This window comes from Aerococcus sanguinicola (genome assembly GCF_001543145.1).
Taxonomy (GTDB): Bacteria; Bacillota; Bacilli; order Lactobacillales; family Aerococcaceae; genus Aerococcus; species Aerococcus sanguinicola.
In genome coordinates this window covers 1785617-1806851 of record NZ_CP014160.1, presented here as the reverse complement: position 1 = coordinate 1806851, position 21235 = coordinate 1785617, and the positions used below count along the sequence as shown (strand labels likewise).

15 protein-coding genes and 2 tRNA genes are annotated in these 21235 nt (G+C 46.8%); 4 read left to right on the top strand and 13 right to left on the bottom strand.

Features of this window, described 5'->3' with window-relative positions:
• Window positions 1-54 precede the first annotated feature (54 nt).
• The 13 genes from rpsB to AWM72_RS08005 form a co-directional block, all read right to left on the bottom strand.
• A complete protein-coding gene (gene rpsB / locus AWM72_RS08065) occupies window positions 55-837 on the bottom strand; it encodes a 30S ribosomal protein S2 (RefSeq protein WP_067976048.1) in 783 nt (260 codons plus the stop codon).
• A gap of 157 nt (window positions 838-994) precedes the next feature.
• Window positions 995-4171, bottom strand: coding sequence for a DEAD/DEAH box helicase (locus AWM72_RS08060; RefSeq protein ID WP_067976043.1), 3177 nt, complete (start codon window positions 4169-4171; stop codon window positions 995-997).
• A gap of 123 nt (window positions 4172-4294) precedes the next feature.
• A complete protein-coding gene (locus AWM72_RS08055; protein WP_067976040.1) occupies window positions 4295-4948 on the bottom strand; it encodes a lysophospholipid acyltransferase family protein in 654 nt (217 codons plus the stop codon).
• Between the two features lie 87 nt (window positions 4949-5035).
• Entirely contained in the window at window positions 5036-5257 is a 222-nt protein-coding gene (locus AWM72_RS08050) for a YneF family protein (protein WP_067976039.1), read from the bottom strand.
• Between the two features lie 79 nt (window positions 5258-5336).
• Entirely contained in the window at window positions 5337-6248 is a 912-nt protein-coding gene (locus tag AWM72_RS08045; protein ID WP_335338824.1) for an RluA family pseudouridine synthase, read from the bottom strand.
• Window positions 6232-6696 carry a signal peptidase II gene (gene lspA / locus AWM72_RS08040; protein WP_067976035.1) on the bottom strand — a complete coding sequence of 155 codons (465 nt, stop codon included), beginning with the start codon at window positions 6694-6696 and terminating at the stop codon, window positions 6232-6234. Before lspA ends, AWM72_RS08045 begins: the two co-directional genes overlap by 17 nt.
• A 13-nt stretch (window positions 6697-6709) precedes the next feature.
• Window positions 6710-7303 carry a ribonuclease H1 domain-containing protein gene (locus tag AWM72_RS08035; RefSeq protein WP_067976032.1) on the bottom strand — a complete coding sequence of 198 codons (594 nt, stop codon included), beginning with the start codon at window positions 7301-7303 and terminating at the stop codon, window positions 6710-6712.
• A gap of 61 nt (window positions 7304-7364) precedes the next feature.
• Window positions 7365-7435, bottom strand: a tRNA-Gly gene (locus tag AWM72_RS08030).
• A gap of 57 nt (window positions 7436-7492) precedes the next feature.
• Complete coding sequence (addA, locus tag AWM72_RS08025; RefSeq protein ID WP_083505594.1) at window positions 7493-11233, bottom strand: helicase-exonuclease AddAB subunit AddA; 3741 nt, start codon at window positions 11231-11233, stop codon at window positions 7493-7495.
• Window positions 11217-14837 carry a PD-(D/E)XK nuclease family protein gene (locus AWM72_RS08020; protein ID WP_067976024.1) on the bottom strand — a complete coding sequence of 1207 codons (3621 nt, stop codon included), beginning with the start codon at window positions 14835-14837 and terminating at the stop codon, window positions 11217-11219. Before AWM72_RS08020 ends, addA begins: the two co-directional genes overlap by 17 nt.
• Window position 14838: 1 nt before the next feature.
• A complete protein-coding gene (gene pepT / locus AWM72_RS08015) occupies window positions 14839-16095 on the bottom strand; it encodes a peptidase T (RefSeq protein WP_067976624.1) in 1257 nt (418 codons plus the stop codon).
• Between the two features lie 24 nt (window positions 16096-16119).
• Complete coding sequence (locus tag AWM72_RS08010) at window positions 16120-17244, bottom strand: Nif3-like dinuclear metal center hexameric protein (RefSeq protein ID WP_067976020.1); 1125 nt, start codon at window positions 17242-17244, stop codon at window positions 16120-16122.
• Entirely contained in the window at window positions 17237-17959 is a 723-nt protein-coding gene (locus AWM72_RS08005; RefSeq protein ID WP_067976017.1) for a tRNA (adenine(22)-N(1))-methyltransferase, read from the bottom strand. The genes AWM72_RS08010 and AWM72_RS08005 overlap by 8 nt, the downstream gene beginning before the upstream one ends.
• A gap of 227 nt (window positions 17960-18186) precedes the next feature.
• Here AWM72_RS08005 and AWM72_RS08000 point away from each other — a divergent pair.
• The 4 genes from AWM72_RS08000 to AWM72_RS07985 all read left to right on the top strand — a co-directional run bounded on the left by AWM72_RS08000 (window position 18187) and on the right by AWM72_RS07985 (window position 21231).
• Window positions 18187-18259, top strand: a tRNA-Thr gene (locus tag AWM72_RS08000).
• 530 nt (window positions 18260-18789) lie between these two features.
• Window positions 18790-19341 carry a biotin transporter BioY gene (locus AWM72_RS07995; protein WP_067976014.1) on the top strand — a complete coding sequence of 184 codons (552 nt, stop codon included), beginning with the start codon at window positions 18790-18792 and terminating at the stop codon, window positions 19339-19341.
• Window positions 19342-19701: 360 nt separating this feature from the next.
• On the top strand, window positions 19702-20538 hold the full coding sequence (locus AWM72_RS07990) for a MetQ/NlpA family ABC transporter substrate-binding protein (RefSeq protein WP_067976011.1): 837 nt from the start codon (window positions 19702-19704) through the stop codon (window positions 20536-20538).
• Entirely contained in the window at window positions 20539-21231 is a 693-nt protein-coding gene (locus AWM72_RS07985; protein ID WP_067976006.1) for a 5'-methylthioadenosine/adenosylhomocysteine nucleosidase, read from the top strand.
• Window positions 21232-21235: the final 4 nt, after the last annotated feature.

The following is a 21235-nucleotide window of genomic DNA, read 5'->3' as shown; positions in this document are numbered from 1 at the left end:
TTTACTCTATTTTGCTAAAGACTGCAAGATTTACAGTCCAAAGTCGAGACTGAATTAGTCTTGGTCAGCTTCTTCTTCACCTTGCATCTTAGCTGCAACAGCTTCAAGGTCTTCGTTTGATACAGCTGCTTCTTCAGCGGCTTCTTCTTCGTCAAGGCCTTGACGTCCTTCAATAACAGCTTCCGCAATCGTTTGGCTAATTAATTTAACCGCACGGATAGCGTCATCATTTGAAGGAATCACATAGTCTACTTCATCTGGGTCGCAGTTGGTATCAACCATAGCGATCACAGGAATATTTAACTTGTGTGCTTCCTTGATTGCAATGTGTTCTTTACGAGGGTCTACCACAAACATCACGTCTGGAATACGTGGCATGTCAGCGATACCGCCCAAGTTATTTTGTAATTTTTCACGTTCTTTTTCGAGTTCAAGAACTTCTTTCTTAGGTAACACATCGAAAGTGCCGTCTTCTTCCATACGGTCAATATCTTTCATGCGGCGTACACGTTTTTGGATGGTTTCCCAGTTAGTCAAAGTCCCACCTAACCAACGATGGTTAACATAGTATTGACCGCAACGAATTGCTTCATCTTCAATTGATTGTTGGGCTTGTTTCTTAGTCCCTACGAAGAGAACTACCCCATCATTTGCTGCAAGATCGCGTACATAGTTGTAGGCTTCATCGATTAATTTTACTGTTTGTTGTAAATCGATGATGTAGATACCATTACGTTCTGTAAAGATGTAACGGTCCATTTTTGGGTTCCAGCGACGTGTTTGGTGTCCGAAGTGAACCCCTGCTTCTAATAATTGTTTCATACTTACAACTGCCATTAAAAATTCCTCCTATTTGGTTTTATTCCGCCCCTACTTCAATTGAACGCAACTCTCAATGAGCACCATGCGTTCCAATCCATAGGGTGTGACATTTCATGCCCTAAAGGCACTAGAAGATTATAGCACATGAGGAACTTTAGGGCAAGTCCCTTTTCTATTTCTCTTCATAGTCTAAAATATACTTCAAGTCTTCCATAGAAAGGCGGTCGGAATCTTTGGCTTCTTCATCGAAGAGCTGTTCAAAGAGATTGCGTTTTTCTTCTTGAAGTTCAGCAATCCGCTGTTCAATCGTTCCCTCAGTGATCATCCGGTAGACTTGAACATTCTTCTTCTGACCAATCCGGTGGGCCCGACCAATGGCTTGTTCCTCAATCGAGGGGTTCCACCAGAGGTCATAGAGGAAGACCGTATCCGCACCCGTCAGGTTAATCCCAACGCCCCCTGCCCGTAAGGAAATGAGGAAGACTGAGCCCTCACCCTGGTTGAAGGCGTCAACTTGACTTTGCCGGTCCCCCTTCTTGGTTTGACCGTCAATGCGGAAATAGGTCACTCCTTCAGCCTTTAAATCTTCTTCCAAAATATCCAGCATGGAGGTGAATTGGGAGAAGACTAAAACGCGCTTGTCATCTTGGAGGACCCGATCTAATAAGTTGCGGTAGTAGTCAAACTTCCCGGACCCTGCTTCAGAATCAGGGTCGATTAAGCGGGGATGGCAACAAATTTGCCGCAAGCGTGTAATCGCCGCCAACATTTCCATCCGTGTCCGCCCACTGTCGAAATTTCCTTCCGCCAACTGTTCTTGGATGTCCTTAAGATAAGCCAGGTAAATATTTTTCTGTTCGGGTGTCATCCCAGCATAGCGGTCGGAACTCCGTTTTTCTGGTAATTCTAGGGAAACATCCGCCTTGGTCCGTCTGAGAACGAAGGGTTGGACCCGCTTACGGATCTGGTCAACCGATAATTGCTGGTAATCGCGACGACCAGGCAGGAGGCCGGGCAAAATAATTTGCATGAGGGACCAGAATTCTTGCAAGTTATTTTCAAGCGGTGTCCCCGACAAGGCAATCCGTAAGCCAGACTTTTGCTGCATAAAGGATTGGTAAAGAACGGTTCGATTGTTCTTCAGGGCTTGGGCTTCATCCAGGATTAAAACATCGAAGAAGTAGTCCTGGTAGGCTACTTGGTCATTGCGGTAGGAAGAATAAGATGAGATCCAAATCTTCCCATGCCCTTCCTCGCGCATTTGTTCCCTTTCCTCAGCAGAACCATCGATCACTACAGCTTCCAAGCTTGGGGCAAAGCGGTCAAGTTCATGGTACCAGTTATAGAGTACCGAAGCTGGCGCAACAATGAGGACCTGGCCCGAAGGATGTTCTTCCAAGTAATCCAATAAGAAAGCGATGGTTTGAACGGTCTTGCCTAAGCCCATTTCATCAGCAAGCAGACCACCTAATTGATACTTGGCTAAAACCTTGAACCACTGAACCGCATATTGTTGGTAATCGGAAAGCTCGGTCTTCAGTCGTGGATTAGGTCGGTAGTCCTCCTGGTCTGGGTGCATGATATCCTCATAGAAGGCTTCAAAATCCGCCTGACTGTTCAAGAGGTCCGCAAAGAGCAAGCTCTGGTAGATCGGGATCGGGTCCCCATTCTTCCACTGCTTATTCTGCTGCTTCAATTGTTTGAGCATGCGGTTCTGGTCTTCCGTAAAGACCTGGTTCACATTAATAATCCGGCCATCCTCTAATTGCATGAAGCGTTCATTGGCTTGGAGTCGTTCAATAATCCGGTCAATCTCATGCTCATTGATATCATCCGTTTCAAAATCAATGGTCAGGAAGCGGTGTTGCTTATTCTGCTCAGTTACCACTTCAACCTCAATATCATTGGACTGCCAGCTCTCTAAGTTCTTGGTATAGCTAATCTTCCAATCTTCGGGCAGATATTGTTCAAAACGCTGCAAGTCCCTCATCATCTGGTCGATCGACCCGTAGTCTTTACAGTAATAATAATTTTCCTTTGTAAAACCATAAGCGCGTAGGAAGGCTTCAGCGTCTAATTCATCCGCTAGCTGGCGTAAAAGGATCCTATCTTCAGGTAGGTCCGTTTCAATCGGATCATCGGAGAGCATGTAGTCGCCATAGTGGAAGGTCAGGGCCAGTTCTAGCCGTCCCTGGCTGGCCCCAATCTCAAGCTGGCAGTCTAGATCTAGAAGAGGAGCGAAGTCCAGCACAGTGACATTCTTTACCAGACTGTGTTCCAGCAATAGGCGACCAAAGAGGGAAAAGAAATTCTTCATTTCTTCCGGCTTAAAGTCTAATTTAAAACGATTTAAGACAAAGTTATCCTGGATGATCGACATGGCATCGAAATACTTATCATCCGCTTCAATATGGTAAAAATCATTCCCGTTAAAAATTAAACCGTAATACCGATACCACTTAGCCTCTTGAACCTGGCTTAAGCGATAAATTTCGCCATCATAGGCAATATTATAGAGGATGGGCCGGTCATTTTCGATCAAGCTAAAATTCTCAAGCTCCTGGTCAGCAATAAAGACATGTTTAATCAGATCAGTCTTGAGTAAGGCAATTAACTCCTCCTCATTGAGATAGAGCCGCTGCTGGTTCTTCTTAGTTGAAGGAACATGGGCGATCGTATTCTCCCAGTGCTTATGCCGTAAAAAATCCTCAGCTAGACTATTCAAGAAGGCGTACATATCTGGATCAAAGCATTCCTGGCGCAAGCAGACCTGGTCATTATTATGGTTCTGCAAATTGAAGCTTCCCCCACTGAGCAAGGCTTGGAAGAAAGCCTCCAGGTCGTTCACATAATAGCTCGTATCAATCCCTAGCCGCAGTCGCAAGTAAAAGAGGCTATCATTATCCTGGCTAAAGGGTATGTTTTGTTCATCATAAAGTTCGATTTCAACCAATAGAGGGCCAAAATAATCAGCCGTCTCTTCTTCAATAAAATGTTGGTAAAATTCCTGATAGACTTGCTCACAAGTCTCGCTCTCGTCGTAAAGGTCTGCTGGATAGTAGAACAAGGGACGCTGGCTAAATTTCATGGCCCGGACTACTGAATGGTCTTGCAAGAAGAGCTCAACGGCTACAGTGTGGACACAAAAATGCTTCTTGAACCATTCATCACACTGGCAAATGTCTTCTTCTTTACCCGAACCATCGAGGATGACATAATATTTCTGGTCATCAATCACTTCTGCGCGCCAAACATTCTCTGCTTCTACCGGATAGACCTTAGTCACCCGTCCCTCATCTGAGAGTTTACGTCCTTCTGCTATGGTTTTTGTCGGAATACTCCACTTCATGCTCATTCCCCCAAATTCTATTCCTATTAATACATTATAACACAAATAGAATTTCATGGCGCTATCCTGAGAATAGCAGGATAAAGTAAAAGAGACCGGAAACTAAGTCCCAGCCTCTTACTCTTATTTATTCTTCTGCTTATGCTTGGCCTTGGCCGCCTCGATGTCATAGTGATAGGTCGGATCAAGGGCGGCGTCTGTGGCTTCAAAGGCAAGCGCAATGGCCTTATCCAAGGCCTCTAGATCTTCATCCTTTAAACGTTTCTTATCGGGCAAGTCGATAGGGGCGCCGACCCGAACCTTCACCCGATGTTCTGCTTTCCGGCTAAAGAGCCCCTTGACCTCTAGAGGCCCCTGGTAAACGACCGGCAAGAGTCGTTTCTTACTCATGCCAGCCAGCATGGAGGCCCCGGGCTTGATTTTTGCAGAATAACGGGAGCCGGTGGGAAAGATCCCAATATTATGGCCTGCCTTCAATTCTTTTAAGCATTCTTTCATCGCAGCCCGACCTGGCTTGGACCGGTCGATCGGAATCATGCCCGCCTTGCGGATCAACCAACCAAAAACCGGAATATCGAAGAGTTCCTTTTTCGCTAAAAAGAAAACCGTATCCGGATACAGGGCCGCTGCAATCACCGGTGGATCCAGTAAAGAACGGTGTGGGCTCACCACAACATAGGTTTCATCGGCCGAATAGTCGGGATGGAATTCATAGTGCGGCTTACCATTCACTACACGCAACAGCCAACGAATCAAAATCACAAAAAAACGGTACATCAGTGACCGGCCCCCTTTAATTAAAAAACACCCACTTGTCAGCTAAGATGCTCTTAATAGAAGCAGAAGCTGGCAAGCGGACTATGCTTATTTTTTATGGCTTGTTTTCATTGAGTTCATAATTTGGCGTACACGTTTTTCAGAAGGCTTTTGTCCCATGGATGCCATCATTTGACGGATCATATCTTCTGAGATAGGTGAATTCTTCTCAAAATAGCTGTCCATCGTACGACGTGCAATATAAATACCGATAGCAATCCCAGCAACTAAGGCTAAAATTACAATTAAAATCCAAATTCCTGTTGTCATCTTGCTTCTCTCCTCTCTGCAAAACTTATACTCAATCATTCTACTAAAGATCCCGGCACTTGTAAAATGAATTTAGTGCTTAAATAGCTCCTAAAATCTTTTGGAAGTGGTCGGGCAAATCGGCTTCAAAGCACATTTCTTCCCCCGTCACAGGGTGCTTGAGGGTCAAGCGGCGGGCGTGGAGGAGCTGGCCTTTATCATCGAAAAAGTCTTGCTGGTGGTCCTTGGCATATAAGGGGTCGTCTACGACGGGATGACCAATAAAGTCTAAATGAACGCGGATTTGATGGGTGCGTCCCGTTTCCAAAACCAAGGCCAGGAGACTATATCTACTATACTGGTGTAAAAGCCGAAAATGGGTCCGGGCCGGCCGTCCCTCTTCTGAAACTTCAAAGCGGGTGCGGTGGACGGGATGGCGGCGGATCCCAGCGTCAATTGTTCCAGATTGTTCAAAGATTTGCCCGTAAACGAGGGCCAGGTACTCCCGCTTCAGTGTCTTATCTTGAATTTGCCGGGTCAGTGCTTGGTGGGCCTGGTTGGTCTTAGCGACCACTAAGAGCCCGCTCGTGTCCTTATCAATACGGTGGACAATCCCGGGGCGGAAACTTTCCCCGCAGTCCGATAAGTGGTCGCAATGGTAGACCAAGGCGTTGACCAAGGTGCCTCCTTCATGGCCAGGTGAAGGATGGACAACCTGTCCCTGGGCCTTATTGACCACCGAGAAGGCATCATCTTCATAAATAATATCCAAATCGATGGCTTCCGCTTCTATATGGAGTACCTGGTCTTCCTGGTCCAGGTCTACACTAATGACATCCCCAGCTTCAAGCTTATAGGAAGCCTTAACGACTCCTTGGTTCACCTTGACTTCATCCTGTTGAATCCAAGTCTTAATTTCACTGCGGCTATGTTGGGGGTAAATTTCAGCCAGGTAGCGGTCCAAGCGCCCCTGGTCTTGGTCCACCGTCCACTTATCATGAATGCTTAGCATGGTCATCCCCCTCAAAAAATAATAAATAAATTACGCATAGAAAGACGCCTAGGGTCAAACAAATATCCGCTACATTGAAAATAGGAAAATCAATAAAGTCTAAACGGAACATATCCACCACATAACCGAGTCTCATCCGGTCGATAAAATTGCCCAAGGCTCCCCCGATCATTAGGCTGAGAGCTAGGCGCAGCAAAAAGGCCTGCTTTCTTTCTTTATAGAGGGTATAGGCTAGGACAGCCACGACCACAAGGGTGATTATAAAGAAGAAGCCCATCTGCCCTTCTAACATCCCCCAAGCTGCACCGCGATTTTGGATGTACTGGAGCGATAGCACCTGAGGAATTAAGGGCTGACTCTCAAATAGGGCCAAGTGACTCACGGTCCACCCCTTAACGACTTGGTCAAGGACTAGGCTCAAGACAATAATTAAGCAAGCAATCCACATCTTTAAGCTCCTTTCAATCTTCTTGGACCGTTTGGCTACCCGCTTTAGCCAGCTGGTCTGCCCATTCATTATAGCGGTTGCCAGTGTGGGCAGCAACTTTATGGAAGTGAATCTGAACCTGCTTGCCCTTCTCTTGCATAAAGTCACGATAGGCTTGGGTATAGGCATTCTTAGCTTGCCAGTCGCCAGTCGCCCACTTTTCAATTCCTGCATAGTCATAGTAGATAGCTAAGTGAGCCACCCCTTGGTCGAGGGCATAGACGACCGCCTTCATTGCGGCAATCATTTCCCCTGAAACATTCCGCATCTTAAGGAGTTCTGCTTTTTTGCCTCCACCCTGGTAGGTCAATTCCTGGCCCTGGTAGAGGATCACGCCACCGTAGCCATAAGTCTTGGTCCTCGGCTGGTAAGAGCCATCGACATAGGCTTCCATCTCAGCTCTAGGTGACTGATGACTTGAACTCTTCCCTAAGAAAGCCTCGGCTTCAGCCTTGTCTTTAAAGGATTTGAATTCAGCATTCGGGTAGCCTGAAACTTGGTCCTGACACTCTGCCCAAGACCGATAAATGCCAGTCTTTCGACCCTTACGCACTGCATAATATTTCATCAAAAGCCTCCTTTTATGAAAAAAAGTGAGGAAAGCTTCCTCACTTGAACTGGTCTTATTAAGCGGGTGACGAGAATCGAACTCGCGACGATAGCTTGGGAAGCTACTGTTTTACCACTAAACTACACCCGCATGTGCTATAAATAACAACAAGAATATTATAGCACATAATCTTTCATGAAGACAAGTCTATTTTAAAGAAAATGTCTTTAAATTTTCTAAAGCAATGATCCATTTGTCTTGGACAGGCTTCTGGTAGATATTCTCGAGGGCCCTTGCATAGATATCCATTTGCACCTGATAGCGTTCCGCAAAGCGTTCTGCTTGCTGGTCCATGGAAAGATAGGCCAAGCGGTCCGTCTTAAAATCATAGAGCACAATTGAATCCTCTAAAACGACGAAGGCATCGATGGTCCCATGTATGAGCAGCTTGTCCGAAGCTTCCAGGTCGTAGAAGATTTCCTTAGCTGGCATCAGGAGAGAGAAGCTCTTTTCACGGTATAATTGGTCTTTTTTGCTGAGCAGCCAGCGGCCGGTATCTGTTTCATAGAAAGCAGCTAAGCGGTCAAAGTCAAGCTCTGCCTTAAGGGAAGCTTCTAGGGCCCCCTGGTCTACCAAACGGTCAAAGAGTGCTTCAAAAGCCTGGGCGCTGGGCGACTGGTCAAGGGGTAACCACTGCATAAGCAAGTGGGCCGCTGACCCAATCGCACGGGGATCAGCCTGCTCTTCCCTTTGGATAAAATGAGGGCGCTCCCAGTCCGGATTCACATATCGGCGGGCAGGCTTACGAGGACGGACTTGGCCATCTTCCCAAACCGCTAATTCATGGTCGAGTGGTTCCTGCAAAAGACGTTTGAGCTCACTCACCGATTGGTAGCTAGCAGTTTGTGTGGCCAGATGATAGGGGTAGTGGTAGTCTGCCTCAGGAACTAATAAGACCTGGTTGGCCCTAGCCTGTTCATCTGAAACTCTCTCTTTTTCACGCCCCCCATGGAGAAAGTGGTCGCGATCTCTCACTAAATCTTCGCCATTCACAAAAGCTAGCTTGATATGGAAAGGATCTTTAGGCGCTAATGACTCGGCGCCCTCTAGGCTTCCCTTAAAATCCTTCTGCACATCCGGATGACGGACAATAGCCGGGCCAATCCAATCCAAGGGGCTCCTGGCCCCTAAGCGATAGCTCTTGGCCAGGCGTTCTTCACCCACTGCCGCATGGGACCAGCTGGCCAAGGCCTTCTCACCATCATCTACACTCGCCACTAAGATTAATTTTTGTTCAGCCCGGGTAAAGGCCACATACAATTTCCGCATTTCTTCTGCTAAGCTCTCTTCCTTGGCTTCAAGGCCAGCCATTTTATGCAAGGCACTGGTATAGGAGATTTGCTCTTGACGGTCATTAACCTTGAGGCCTAGGCCCACTTTATCATTGACAATGACATTGGCTTGAAAATCCTGACGGTTAAAGCCCTTGGATAAGTTCAAATAGAAGACGACTGGGAATTCCAAACCCTTACTGGCATGGACGGTCATCAATTGGACCACATTCTGTTCTGGATCGACCAACTGAGGGCTTTCCAAGTCATTGTCCCGCTCATAGATCATCTCGATAAAGCGGATAAATTGGAAGAGCCCCCTAAATTGCTTGGCTTCAAACTGTTCGGCTTGCTTGTAAAAGCCGTGCAGGTTGCTCTGCCGCTGGATACCATTGGGCATGGCAGCCACATAAGACAGGAAGGCCGTATCCTGGTAGATCCGCCAAATTAAAGCAGCGATCGCTTGCTGGCGAGAATATTCCCGCCAAGCTTCCAAGGAGACCATAAAATGCTGGACCTTCTTAAACAAACTTGTCCGGCGGTCGGCGGTCTCCATATAAGCTAAAAGAGCCTCATAGTAATGGACGGACTTATCGACGAGGCGGATCTTAGCCAGATCGACTTCATCCAAGCCCACAATAGCTGAACGGAGAACTGAAACTAAGGGAATATCTTGGTAGGGATTGTCAATAATCTTAAGCAGGTTGACCATAATCATAATCTCTGTCCGCTTAAAGTAATTGGTCAACTTATCCAGAGCTAGAGGGATTTGATAGCGTTTAAAGACCTCCTCTACCTGTAAGTGATGCTTGCGCGTTGGGCTGAGGATGACGATATCATCATAGCGGATGGGACGCTCTCCCCCTAAGGCCTTGTCATAGATGGGAAAGCCCGATTCAATCATGGTTTGGATGCGTTGGGCGATTAATTCCGCCTGGCCAGCATCACTATCCTCTAATTCATCTTCGACCTGGTCCAAGTCTTGGCTATCAAAAATTAATAATTCAGGAATCATCTGAGCCTGGTCTGGATAAGCCGTATAGCCCGTAATCAGTTGGGCCTGGTCATCATAAAGGACCTGACCAATATCATCCGCCATCAACTGCCTGAAGATATAATTTGTTAAGTGCAACACATCATGGCGGCTGCGGAAATTCTTCAACAGATCAATCCGCTGACCGCCTTCACCCTCCGCATAAGCCTTGTACTTCCCGACAAAAAGCCCGGGTTCGGCGAAGCGGAAGCGGTAGATACTCTGCTTGACATCGCCCACCATGAACATATTATTATCATAGCCCTGGCGGGACATAGTGGTCAAGATCGCATCCTGGAGTTCGTTCACATCTTGGTACTCATCGACCATAATTTCAGAAAAGCGTTCTTGGTAGTAGGCGCGCGCCTCATTCTCAGCCCCATTAGAAGTCAGAATTGCATAAGCGCGCAGTTCGATTTCCGCAAAGTCTAAGACATTTTCCTGGTCACGGTAGGCTGCCATGGCATCGATGAAGGCAATGACGGTCTCAACCAAAGCCTGAGCCAAGTTTCCAGACTGGTCGAGCATCCATTTTTGACTCTGGTCGGAAAAAGCTAACCAGTCGGCCTGCAACTTCTCATAATCCGCTTTAACCTGGTCGACCCGCACTTTGTAGCTGGCGCTCAAAGCATAGATCTCATCATCATCTTCAAAATCTTTCTTGCTTCGTCGAGGCAGGCTGGGCCAAGGACGAGATTGGAAGCTTTCAAATAGGTCTTGGTAGGTCATCTGCTCCAGGCCCTCGACTAGACTAGACACTTGTTTAATTTGTAATTGCAGGCCAGCTTCCGACATTTTTTCAAAACCAGGCGCTAGTTGACGGGGCAGGTCATTATCAATACGGATCAAACGCGCCTTGATGTCAGCTAATTGCCGGCGGATCTCGGGTTTCACAGCTTCCTGGAAGAGGGGCGACTGGTCATAGGAATCAGCCGTTTGGTAATAAGCCAGCAATGACTCCAGCCAAGCCTTAGGATCCGCGTGGGACCGCGCCTTGTCATAGAGGTCAAAGATCAACTGGTCAATGCCGTCATCGCTTCGGCCATCACTGAAGTTCTCGGCAACTAAGAGATAAGCCTCATCATTGCTCGCTAAGCGCTCCTCCTTCAGCCGCTGCCAAACTTCATCTTTAATCAAAAAATTCTCCGTCACATCCGTCACCAGACGGTAGTTAGGATCCATCTCGATTAAATAATAGAAGCGTTGGATAACTTGCCGGCAGAAAGCATCGATAGTGGAAATATGAGCCTGACTGACCTGGCCTAATTGTACAGTTAAGTGACGGCGCAAGTCTTCATCCGTGGCTTGGTTAATAGCCATTTTGACTTCTGCTTCAATCCGGTCCTTCATTTCGCTGGCTGCTAATTCTGTAAAGGTTACCACGAGGAAGTCGAGCAGCTGATAGCCACGTTTTAATTTTTGGAGGATGCGCTCCACTAAAACCCGGGTCTTCCCTGACCCGGCAGAAGCTGCAACCAGTAGATTATCCCCTTCCTGGTAGGTAGCCTGCCATTGTTCGGGCGTCTGCCGGTCCCCTTCGCTCTGCAAGGGCAGCTCAGTCAGACGCTTAGGATCTTTCATCATCTAAAGCTCCTTTCTCTTCAAGTGCTTGCTGGATTTCTTGGAAGAAGGTCTGACGGTCATTAGCCATCAGCCGCCAATCCCGGTAGCGATTACCCCCATCAACTGGGTCAAAGCAGGCAATCGCATTCAGCGGGTACTGGAGGGACGGAATATAGAGACTTTCCTTATCCTGGCGTAAGGGAGCCAGTGCAATCTCACCTTCTAGGATAGCTTGAGCGGTCTGACGGATCTTGTCATCAACAAAGTCCAAGAGCCAGGCCCATTCCTGGCGGTTTAAGCCATAAGCATCTTTTTTTAGGACAAAATTTTTATTCCATTTATAAGGATAGCTTAGCGAGCTCTCTTTTTCATCAGTTGTCGGATCAATCGCTTGAAGCAGGTCCGGATCGGCCAAATAATAGCCCGTTAACTGATAATTTTTAGGCATGGTTGCTAAGGCCGTCCCTTGAAAATCAGCTTCTTTTTTGATCGGACGGACTTGGTCAGACACAAGCTGGTGGAAGGTGCCAAAAACTTCTGCCCCCTCTCCCCCTTGGTCAGCACTTAAAGCCACTTGGGCATAAGCAAAGAGTTGGAGGGAGAGGCCTTCATAGATATGCCGGAATTGGTAAGATTGCTTAGACGATTTATAGTCCACCACTTGCAAGTAGTCGATTCCTTCATACTGCCAAGTATCTAAGCGGTCGATCCGCCCCCGCAAGAAGACCGACTGTCCCTCAGCTAGGCTTAGCTCATAAGCCGGTAGGTCCTTCTGGGAATTTCCCGCTAAACCAAAAGATAATTCATTTGCCCGAATCCGTGGCTTAGTTACCCGCTGTTGGCGAATGATTTGTTGGATCACCTGGTAGAGCGTCCGGTTGAGCGCATGGTTCATCCAGCTAAAACGTGCACTGGTTGTAAAAATGGTATTGGCCTCATCTTCGAGGGCTTGGGCCACCAAATTTTTTAACATGCTGTAAACTCGGTCAGCAGTTAAATCTTCTATCGCGATTTGGTCCTTTAGCGCACGGTCAAAGAAAGCCTGGAGGAGGCCATGGTAGTAGTTCCCAGTCTGAATGGGATCGAGCTGCATCCGCTCCCTTTCTCTTAGCCGTAAGCCATAGACCAGGTAATAAGAGAAGGGATCCTTATTAAAGAGTTCCAACTGCGAAACAGAAGTAAACAAGGGTTGACCATAGAGGGCTTGGGCTAAGTCGGCAGGCAAGTTTTTGACCTGGTTACTGTAATTAAGACCTGCTAAGACCTTCTTAATCTCTGGATGGGTCTGGCGGAGGGCCTTAACTTGTTGGTAGAGGGAGGCGTAGCTAGCTGGCAATTGTTCACGGCGCATCTTAGCCAGGGAGAGCTTGCTGGCCAAGTGGTGGACTTGGCTGCGCCAATTGCCCAGGTGAACCTCTTCATGGGTCTGGAGCACTAAGTTTTGTGAACTATGGAGCTTCTCTTCCAAGCCATAAGCCTGGCGCACTTGGTCTAAGAAAGGCGAAATATTCGAAGTCTTCTCCCCTAATTCATTATAAGGATAGCTGATGTAGAGCTTGTTATAGGCCGATAAAAAAGCCTTGTAAGCAATAAAAGCTTCATTCACCGTCTTTTGCTGGGTCGAGGCGGCCAAGGATTGCAGATCCGTTAAGCCCTGGCTAATCAAATCGCGGTCTTCATCGCTGAAGAGGCTGTGGTTCTCATATTGGCGAGGCAAACTTTGCCGGGTTAGACCCAGGACAAAAGTTACCGGCTTAGCACTCGACCGCTGGCTATCCAAGCCTGAAATGCTCACACTATCTAGGCTGGGCGGCACAATGCTGTACTTCGCCTCGCGGAAAGCTACCTGGATGAGGTCGAAGAAGAGCTCCACCGAAAAATCTTCCTCAGCAAAAAGTAAGACATATTCATCCAAAATCTGGACAAACTCTTGCCAGGCTTGCTCATGATGGCGGGCCAGTTCTAAGTCACCCGTATCAATTAGATCATCACGCCAATTGAGGATTTGTTGAGGAATCCCCAATTCTTCCAAAGTGCGGTAGAAAGTCGTCAGGACCTCCTTTGTTTTTAAGGAAGACTCCCACGTCTTAAAAAGCGGATCCAGACTGTTAAAGAGGAAATTTTTCAAGCGATTGGCCTCTTCTTCAATCACTTGATCAGCCTCTCGGGCAATCTTTTGCCCTTGAGCATCCAGTTCTAAATAAGACCACTCATAGTCGGACTGCCAAAAGCGCCGGCCCTCATAGCCATTCTTGAGAACCACATTCTCAGTCTGGTCTACCACCCGGCGAAAAGCCTTTTGACCGCTTTGCCGGTCCTCAGCCTCCAAGTAAGCGAGTGGCATTAAAAGCTCACTGCGCAAGAGGTTAAAGATATCCTGGTAGCGCCAATTATAACGCCAAATCCGGTACAAGCTATCCAAGAAACGCGACAAGGGATGCCGCTGCATACTTTCGGCATTGTCAATAAAATAAGGAATTTCATTCTGTTCTAAATAGGGCAGAATTTGATAGCGATACTTGTCCACATCGCGCGTCAGAATTTGGATATCCTTGTAGCGGTATTGGCCACTAGCTACCAGTTGATAAATCTTATTGGCCACCTGCTCGCTCTCTACATAAGGCGACTCACACTTCCAGATTTCTAGATGATTCCCTAAGTCAGCTGCCCCCTCAGTCTCATTTGACTGAGCCTGGCGGTTACGTTGACGCAGGTATTCATCGAGCCCAGCAAAAGCTGGCGCATAAGCCGTATTAGGGCCCGCAAACTTGTCATCTGCCACGGGAATACCATGGCTCTTGGCTAAAGCGTAGACTTGGTGGTAAGCCTCCCCTGTAATGGTAAAAAGATCATCCCAGGCTGGCCCCGACTGGCGGTAGGCCCGGTCCGCCGTCAGAATGACTTCAAGCTTGGGGACCTTAAGGAGGAAGGCCTCAATAACCTGCAGCTGCCGCGCTGTAAAGCGGTAAAAGCCATCGATAACCACCCTCACCTGGCTCATGTCTTCTGAACGGATATAGTCATCGAGAGCTTGGTAAACGGCATGGCTAGCCAAAGTAAAGCGCCCCTGCTCAGCTTCATAGGCGCGGTAGATCATAGCTAATTCCTTTAGCTTATCCACTTGGCGAGCTTTTAATGAGGAGGCCTGGGGATCTTCCTGGGCCAAGATTTCATCTAAAGAATCGGGATCGATATTCCCCATCTCTAATTCATGGAAAAGATCAGCCAGTTCGGATAAGAAACCAATTTTATTGAATTCGCCCCGGTAAAGTTTGAGCTCATCGAATAAATCATGGAGGACCTTCCGCAAGAGCATCATGGTCCCCACAGAGGACAGGGCTTGCTTGTCATGGGGCCAGTCTTCCTTGAGCAAGAGCCAGGCTAGACGTTCGAAGCTCATCACCTGGAGCCGCATCATCCCGCTCGCCCCATCGCTCACTTCTTCCGCCTTAGCCAGACCTTGAATAGCTTCCAAGACCTGGACTTCCATATCGAACTTCATATGGTCAGGCACCAGGTAGAAGATTTGACGGTCGGGATGGTTCCTTAAGTCAGCCACAATATCCGCATAGACCGCTGACTTATCAGAATAAGTATCGGTCATACGCAGGAAATGCAAGGTCATGCTAAACCTCCTTACTTAATTGGTCATAGTCTTTAGCTAAAGAAACAATAGCTAAGATCACTTGAATGGCTTTCTCCATGGTTTGCACCGACACATATTCATAGCGCCCATGCATATTCTCTCCGCCAGCAAAAATATTGGGCGTAGGCAGGCCGCGATAAGTCAGGATAGAGCCATCTGTTCCCCCACGGACCGCTTCAATCTCCGCTTCGATTCCCACAGCCTCAAAGGCCTTCTCTGCGAGATGGACAGGCCGCATATCTTCAGCCAGGATGCTGCCCATATTATAGTATTGGTCCGCCAGGTCGACCTTAACGACTTCTTGGTCAAAATGGTTGTTGAAATCTTTTTCCAGGGACAAGATTTTATCTTTCTTAGCTTCAAAAGCCTCACGGTCATGGTCGCGGATAATATAAGCGGCTTCAGCTTCTTCGACCGTTCCCGACAAGGATAAGAGGTGGTAAAAGCCTTCCCGACCTTCTGTTTTTTCTGGGCGAGCCTCTTCAGGTAAGGCCGCGTGGAAGTCCATCGCAACTTGTAGGGCATTAATCATCTGGTCCTTGGCTGTTCCAGGATGGACATTTTTACCAGAGAAGTGCAATTGAGCGCTAGCCCCATTAAAGGTTTCATATTGTAATTCGCCTAGAGGTCCCCCATCCATGGTATAGGCGAAGTCAGCAGCCAAGCGTTCCACATTAAAGCGGGTGGCTCCCATGCCGATCTCTTCGTCCGGTCCAAAGGCTAATTTGATATCGCCGTGCTTAATTTCTGGATGCGCCATCAAATAGAGGGCTGCTTCAATAATTTCCACAAGTCCTGCCTTGTCATCAGCCCCCAAAAGAGTGGTCCCATCGGTAGTGATCAAGGTCTGGCCAAGGTAGTTCTTTAAGCTAGGAAAAACTTCCGGATCCAGGCTATAAGAGCTATTGCCTAGAGGAATGACACCCCCATCATAATCTTTAACCACTTGTGGTTGGATATTCTCGGCATTGAAGTCAGCCGTATCCACATGGGCAAAGAAGGCAATCACAGGGTAAGTATGGTCAGGATCATTGCTAGGTAGTAAGGCCGTCACATAGCTATCATCGCTATGATAAGCCACATCGGATAGGCCGAGCCCCTTCAATTCTTCCGCTAAGTCTTTGAGAAAAACGACCTGTCTTTCCGTAGAAGGGATTTGGTCCGCACAACTTTCATCTGAACGGGTATTAATCTTGGCATAACGAACAAAACGATCGATAATATTTTGGTAAGAGATTTCTTCAGTCATTTGACTTCCTCCTTAATAAACAAAAGTAAAAGGATCCGTATTTAATTGGCTACTAGCATAAGCAAGGGGCCAATCTTCTTCTTCGATCCAAGTCACCAGGACCTGGGCCAACTTATCCTTGCAGATAGACTCCATGTGGTGGCCAGGATCAATCACATTCAAGCGGTTGGCTATCATGTCATGCCCCGTATGGTAGGAAACATCTGCGGTAATATAAACATCCGCGTCCTTGGCTATGGCATAGGGATACTCGTCAGCCCCAGAGCCACCGAGCACCGCCACTCGTTCCACTTCTTGGTCCCAATTCCAGACCACAGCCCGCAAAGCATCGACTCCTGTCCGCTCCTTCACTAAGTGCACATAATCTCTAAAGGGCATAGGCGTCTTCAATTGACCAACCCGGCCGATGCCTAGGACCTGTCCCTTATTAGCCAAGGAAACCACATCAATCACCGCTTCTTCATAAGGATGGAGGTCTCGCGCCAGGTCTAAAGCAGCTGACAGCTCAGATTGGCTAACCAGGAAAGAGAAGACGACTTCGTCGACAGCGGTCTCTTCCTGAACTGAACCAATAGAAGGGTTGGCCTGGTCCAAGGGTCGGAAATGCCCCTGCCCCTTAGAAGTAAAGGAAACCTGGTCATAGTTGCCGACCTGGGCGTAGCCAGCCCCAAAGATAGCTGCCTGGTAGTCCGCTAAGTTTTCTTTCGGCAAGTAAACCTTGATGCGGTAATTTTTATCTTCCTGGTAGCTGTATAAAACCTCGGTATCTACAATATCGTAAGCCTCTGCCAACCAGTCGTTCATGCCTCCCCAGGCCGCATCGAGGTTGGTATGGGCTGCATAAACCGCAATGCCGTGCCGAATCAGCTCAGCATACATGGCTTGCTGGGGATCATCTTCAGTTAGCCGTTTAGGCGCCTTAAAGATGGGCGGATGGTGGGCGAGAATCATATCGCAATCCTTTGCAATGGCCTCCTGAACCACCTCTGGACGCACATCCAGGGTCAAGAGCACTTTATGGATTTCCTGATCCAAGAAACCAAAATGCAAGCCCACTGGATCTTTCCCCAAAGCTAGCGACTCAGGGGCAAAACTTTGAAACTTTCGAACGATATCTCTAACAGTTACTTTAGTCATCCTTTGTCTCCTCCTCCATCATGCGGATCTGCTCTTCAATTAAGTCTTGGTAGTGTTTAAAGCTCGCCTGCTTCTCCTGGTTTGTCGATTGCCTTAAGGATTGGTTAATGCCTTGCACATGCTTCAGGCGGCGGTAGAGTTTTTTATGGAAAACTTCTGGATTAGAAGCCTTGGTAAAGGGACCAAAAACGAGTGCCTCTTCGCTCAAAGAAGGAACACTTTCGCTATAATCAGCCACAATAATTTCATAAATTTTTTGATTTTCTTCTAAAATATACTCTTCCGTAATCTGATAGTGGTTATCTCCCAACCAGCGTCGCAATTCCGCCTCTCCCACATTAGGCTGGAGAACAAGACGTGGATGCTGGTCTAATTTTCCTTGAGCCTGGCCAGCTGCCAGTATGTCCACAATCAATGAGCCGCCCATCCCTGCAATGACAATGCAGCTTATCCAATCGCTTGCTTGAATAGCAGCTAAACCATCGGCTAAGCGAACTTGGATACAATCGGTTAAGCCATGCGCCTGAACGGTTGCCAAGCTCGACTGGTAAGGCCCCTCGGCAACCTCCCCACAGACTGCAGCCTCTACACGGCCAGCTGCCACTAAATAGCTAGCAAGGTAGGCATGGTCTGACCCAATATCAGCCAATCGTGCTCCCTGAGGAACATAGTCCGCAACCTTAGCTAGACGCTTCGATAAATGTTCACTTGTCATATAGTCTCTCCCTATCGCAAAAAGATTTACTTTCATTATACCATTAATTTAGTTGCCATAAATCTTTAGGAATCCGTCATTTTCTCAAATAAAAGAATCTAATAAAAATTTATTTACAACTCTTTGTATTTTTAAGTCAACAAGGCCTTATTCAACTGTCTTTACTCTAAATTTAAAAAAACATTTTACAAAGTCCCGTAAAAGGTCTATAATAGGAATATCGTTTCGCTGGATTAGCTCAGTTGGTAGAGCATCGCATTCGTAATGCGGGGGTCACAGGTTCGAATCCTGCATCCAGCATTTTGTGAAATCTAGTAAGGTCTACTAAGTACCAATGTTGATTTGTCGGGCTTTATCGAACTTACTAAAGACTAGTAAAGTCTAATAAATGCTAGTTTTTACTCGAATTTCTATAACATTTCTATAACTTTTTGGACCGTTAACCAGTGGTATGATAAGGTTTGATAGAAAATTATCTATAACTTTTCTACTTTCACAAAGTTGGGAAGTTATTTTTTAATATAAAGCACAAAAAAGAGGAGACCAATACGGCCTCCTCTTTTTTGTATATATGTATATTAATAAAATACACGTAATCATAGACTGAGGCCTTGAGAAAGTTTGCGCTTAAATTTCTTCACATGCTATGATTACGTGCAAACTGAGTGTAACATATTTAGTTGATAACTAGCAATCCTAAAGGCCAAAACGATGCGTTCATATTGAAATAAAATATACTAAAACAAACGTCAACCTATATTTATTTTAAGTTGACATTCCTTGTTCTTTTAATTATACTTTAAACATCAATAAATATGAGGTGTCAATGAATGAATAACAAAAGAAGTAAAGACCTGACAAGCATTGCCATTATGATTGCTATTATCATTGTTTTAGGGCTCTTTCCCCCTATCCCTCTTGGTTTCTTACCAGTACCGATTGTCCTACAGAACTTAGGTATCATGCTCTCTGGAGCCCTACTCGGGGCGAAAAAAGGCAGTGCAGCGGTGGCAGGTTTTCTGATCCTAGCAGCCATTGGTTTTCCAGTTTTAACTGGTGGCAATGGTGGTCTTCAAGCTTTCTATGGACCATCTTCTACCTATCTCTTCGCTTATCTCATGACAGCCTTCCTCATCGGCCTTGCCCGAGACCATCAACTCCTTAGTCAGGATCGTCCTCTCTTTGTCCAATACTTGGCTATTTGGATTCCTGGCGTCTTGCTCACTAATCTCGTTGGTGCGATTGGAATGAGTCACTTCGGCAATATGCCCTATCTAACTGCCGCTGCCAGTACACTCGTTTTCTATATTGGGGACTCGATCAAAGCTTTCTTAGTTCTCATCTTAGTCAAAAGGCTCAATAAACTTGCCATTTTTAAATAGCCCTAGCCTTTGTAAAAGGTCAACTGAGGCTGGGACAAAAGTTCCGGCCTCTTTTAAAAAAGCGAACATTTTTCAAAAACGTGTTCCAAAAGTCAGGCCTGACATCCACTTCACGAACTATGTCCAATCGTTTACCAACGATTTCCCATAGTTCGTTCCAGTGGTTCAGGCCTAATCGACTTTTGTCTCACTCTCTTTCTTTTAAAGGTTCACGATTCTTCTAGATTAGTTTAGCTAAAAGTCGTGAACTTTTAAAAGCCTTTGATCAGCCTTGGTCGCTTTTTGATATCTACTTAGCCCGAATTCAATCTTTCCCCAGCTATCATTTTAGCTTATGATGGCATAAAGGAGTTTTTTACTATGAAGAAATTAATTAGTCTACTATGTCTAACACTCTTGGTCTTAACGGCCTGCCAAAACAATTCAGCTAAGGAAGAAGCTGAGCAAAGTAACACCGTCAGTGTGGCGACTTTTGGCTCTGACTTGGATATCTGGAAGCATGTGGCCCAGTCCCAAGCCGCTAAAGATGCGGGGCTTGAAATAGAAGTTAAAGACATTACGTCCAATGCCCAACTCAATGACTATACAGCCAAGGGCGAAGTCGATGCCAATGCCTTCCAAACCCTAGACTTCCTAGAGACTTGGAACGCTGACCACGGCAATAGCCTAGCTCCCGTCGCAACTACTTACATCGAGCCAATGGGCATCTACTCCAAGCGCATCGATTCCCTCGATGAGCTTCAGGATGGCGCGACTGTTGCGATTGCTAATAATCCTTCCCAGCAATCCCGCGCACTTAAACTTTTAGCCAATGCTCAACTGATCAAGCTCAAGGAGAGCGATGGACTAGTCAGCCTGAGAGATATCCAGGATAACCCTAAAAATTTAGAATTTATTGAAGTCGATGACACGCTAGGTGTACGGGTCCTAGAAGATGTTGACATTGCACCAATCGGTAATACCTTTGCTATGGAAGGCGGCCTTCGGGTCCAAACAGACGCTCTTTTCAAAGAAGATCCTGCCCATTCTTCTAAGGAAAACTACAATGTCATCGTAAGTCAAAAAGAGCATGCAAATGATGACAAATTAAAAAAATTAGCTGAAGTCTACCACGCCCCCGAAAATGTTCAATTTATTGAAGATAAGTTCCAAGGGTCCAAGGTAGTTATTAAGGAAAGCTTAGAGGGAGCCCAATAAATGAAAATTGCTATTATTATCGCCATGGAAGAAGAAGTCAAGCCAATTCGCCAGGCCCTAGAGCTAGAAACAGTAGACCACTTCCAACAGGTAACGGTCCAAAAAGGCCAGATTGCAGACCAGCAAGTCTACGTGATTGAGTCCGGTATTGGGAAAGCCAATGCTGCCATGGGGGCAACTTTGGCTATCGAACGCTTCCAACCCGATCTACTCCTTAATTTTGGTGTCGTTGGGGCGCTCAAAGACCACTTAGGCATCGGCCAGGTCTTTATTCCCAATGACTTTTGCTACCATGATGCTGATGATACAGCTTTTGGCAGCCCCTTAGGACGGGTTCCCCGCATGCCCGTATCCTACCCCCTCCACCAAAAAATCAAGGCCTTTGCTGATCAATTTATCCAGGACCAAGGTCTAGAAACAGGTTTACTCCTAAGTTCGGATGCCTTCATGGCAGACCCCAAACGCATCGCTTGGGTAAAAGACCACTTCCCCACTGGCCAAGTTGTGGATATGGAGGCAACTGCTATTGCCCAAGTCGCTTATACTTATGACCTACCCTTCCTCTCGCTGAAAACCATCAGCGACCATTCCGATAGTCCGGAAGATCCCGCCCGACTCTACCAAAACCATAAAGATCAAGTCGCCAAAAATGCAGCCCAAGTCTTTTTTGACTTAATCGACGCCTTAAAATAAGCAT